The sequence below is a fragment of the Novilysobacter antarcticus genome (assembly GCF_019802285.1).
GTDB classification, from domain to species: domain Bacteria; phylum Pseudomonadota; class Gammaproteobacteria; order Xanthomonadales; family Xanthomonadaceae; genus Novilysobacter; species Novilysobacter antarcticus.
Genome location: NZ_JAIEUJ010000005.1, coordinates 2,501 through 5,677 on the forward strand (window position 1 = coordinate 2,501; position 3,177 = coordinate 5,677).

Here is a 3,177-nt window from a genome sequence, read left to right on the forward strand (position 1 = left end):
GTGCAACGTATGACTCTGAGGCGACTTGGGGTTATATGGTCAAGCGAATAAGCGCACACGGTGGATGCCTTGGCGGTCAGAGGCGATGAAGGACGTGACAGCCTGCGAAAAGCACGGGGGAGCTGGCAATAAGCTTTGATCCCGTGATGTCCGAATGGGGAAACCCACTGCGCAAGCAGTATTGCATGGTGAATACATAGCCATGCAAGGCGAACCCGGTGAACTGAAATATCTAAGTAACCGGAGGAAAAGAAATCAACCGAGATTCCCTGAGTAGTGACGAGCGAACGGGGAACAGCCCTTAAGTTGATTGAGTTTTAGCAGAACAACCTGGAAAGGTTGGCCATAGACGGTGACAGCCCGGTACGCGAAAAGGCTCTTTCAATGAAAACGAGTAGGGCGGGGCACGAGAAACCCTGTCTGAACATGGGGGGACCATCCTCCAAGGCTAAATACTACTGACCGACCGATAGTGAACCAGTACCGTGAGGGAAAGGCGAAAAGAACCCTGGTGAAGGGAGTGAAATAGACCCTGAAACCGTGTGCGTACAAGCAGTAGGAGCCCTTCGGGGTGACTGCGTACCTTTTGTATAATGGGTCAGCGACTTACAGTTCGTGGCAAGCTTAACCGTATAGGGGAGGCGAAGGGAAACCGAGTCTGAATAGGGCGCATAGTCGCGGGCTGTAGACCCGAAACCGGGTGATCTAGTCATGCCCAGGGTGAAGGTACCGTAACAGGTACTGGAGGCCCGAACCCACTCCCGTTGCAAAGGTAGGGGATGAGGTGTGATTAGGAGTGAAAAGCTAATCGAACCCGGAGATAGCTGGTTCTCCTCGAAAGCTATTTAGGTAGCGCCTCGGACGAATACTGCTGGGGGTAGAGCACTGTTATGGCTAGGGGGTCATTGCGACTTACCAACCCATGGCAAACTCCGAATACCAGCACGTACTATCCGGGAGACACACGGCGGGTGCTAACGTCCGTCGTGAAAAGGGAAACAACCCAGACCCACAGCTAAGGTCCCCAATCAGTGCTGAGTGGAAAACGATGTGGAAAGGCACAGACAGCCAGGAGGTTGGCTTAGAAGCAGCCATCCTTTAAAGAAAGCGTAATAGCTCACTGGTCGAGTCGGTCTGCGCGGAAGATTTAACGGGGCTAAGCATTGAACCGAAGCTTGGGGTGCATACTTTGTATGCGCGGTAGAGGAGCGTTCCGTAAGCCGTTGAAGGTGGATTGAGAAGTCTGCTGGAGGTATCGGAAGTGCGAATGCTGACATGAGTAACGATAATGCGGGTGAAAAACCCGCACGCCGAAAGCCCAAGGTTTCCTTGCGCAATGTTAATCAACGCAGGGTGAGTCGGCCCCTAAGGCGAGGCAGAAATGCGTAGTCGATGGGAAGCAGGTTAATATTCCTGCACCTCGCGTAAGTGCGATGGAGGGACGGAGAAGGTTAGGTATACCGGGCGTTGGTTGTCCCGGGGAAAGCAGGTAGGCGGATCCCTTAGGCAAATCCGGGGGGTCATTAACGCCGAGCAGCGAGACGAGTCCATTAGGACGAAGTTACCGATACCACGCTTCCAGGAAAAGCTCCTAAGCTTCAGCTTACGCAGACCGTACCGTAAACCGACACAGGTGGGCAGGATGAGAATTCTCAGGCGCTTGAGAGAACTCGGGTGAAGGAACTAGGCAACATGGCACCGTAACTTCGGGAGAAGGTGCACCCCTGATGGTGGCTCATGCGAGCTATAGCTGTCGGGGGTCGCAGTAACCAGGCCGCTGCGACTGTTTATCAAAAACACAGCACTCTGCAAACACGAAAGTGGACGTATAGGGTGTGACGCCTGCCCGGTGCTGGAAGGTTAATTGATGGGGTCAGCCGCAAGGCGAAGCTCTTGATCGAAGCCCCAGTAAACGGCGGCCGTAACTATAACGGTCCTAAGGTAGCGAAATTCCTTGTCGGGTAAGTTCCGACCTGCACGAATGGCGTAACGATGGCGGCGCTGTCTCCACCCGAGACTCAGTGAAATTGAAATCGCTGTGAAGATGCAGCGTTCCCGTGGCAAGACGGAAAGACCCCGTGAACCTTTACTATAGCTTTACACTGAACGTTGAGTTCGTCTGTGTAGGATAGGTGGGAGGCTGTGAAACCAGGACGCTAGTTCCGGTGGAGCCAACCTTGAAATACCACCCTGACGTGCTTGACGTTCTAACCTAGGTCCGTTATCCGGATCGGGGACCGTGTATGGTGGGTAGTTTGACTGGGGCGGTCTCCTCCCAAAGTGTAACGGAGGAGCTCGAAGGTACGCTCAGCGCGGTCGGACATCGCGCACTGTGTGCAAAGGCATAAGCGTGCTTGACTGCAAGATCGACGGATCAAGCAGGTAGGAAACTAGGACTTAGTGATCCGGTGGTTCTGTATGGAAGGGCCATCGCTCAACGGATAAAAGGTACTCCGGGGATAACAGGCTGATACCGCCCAAGAGTTCATATCGACGGCGGTGTTTGGCACCTCGATGTCGGCTCATCACATCCTGGGGCTGTAGTCGGTCCCAAGGGTATGGCTGTTCGCCATTTAAAGTGGTACGCGAGCTGGGTTCAGAACGTCGTGAGACAGTTCGGTCCCTATCTGCCATGGGCGTTGGAGATTTGAGAGGGGCTGCTCCTAGTACGAGAGGACCGGAGTGGACGAACCTCTGGTGTTCCGGTTGTCACGCCAGTGGCATTGCCGGGTAGCTATGTTCGGAAGCGATAACCGCTGAAAGCATCTAAGCGGGAAGCGCGCCTCAAGATGAGATCTCCCGGGAGCTTGACTCCCCTAAAGGAACCATCAAGACCAGGTGGTTGATAGGCAGGGTGTGTAAGTGCAGCAATGTATTGAGCTAACCTGTACTAATGATCCGTGTGGCTTGACCATATAACCTCAAGTGGCCTTGGACTCGACGACGCGTCGACGACATTCCAGACCAAAACAATCACTCGCTACGTCCCACCCCATGCAAGCTGGCGCAACCGTGCGCTGCTTCACCCCCTTGCCCAGTGACAATAGCTGTGTGGCACCACCCGATCCCATCCCGAACTCGGAAGTGAAACGCACATGCGCCGATGGTAGTGTGGCTTAAGCCATGCAAGAGTAGGTCATCGCTGGGCATTTACACCAAAGGCCGGATCCCAACAGG

Annotated in this window: 2 rRNA genes; both read left to right on the top strand. The window is 54.2% G+C overall.

Annotated elements, in window-relative coordinates:
* The first annotated feature begins 37 nt into the window (after nucleotides 1–37).
* Nucleotides 38–2,915: ribosomal RNA gene (locus KZ491_RS12685) — 23S ribosomal RNA — on the top strand.
* Between the two features lie 118 nt (nucleotides 2,916–3,033).
* Nucleotides 3,034–3,148, top strand: a 5S ribosomal RNA gene (gene rrf, locus KZ491_RS12690).
* Nucleotides 3,149–3,177 lie beyond the last annotated feature (29 nt).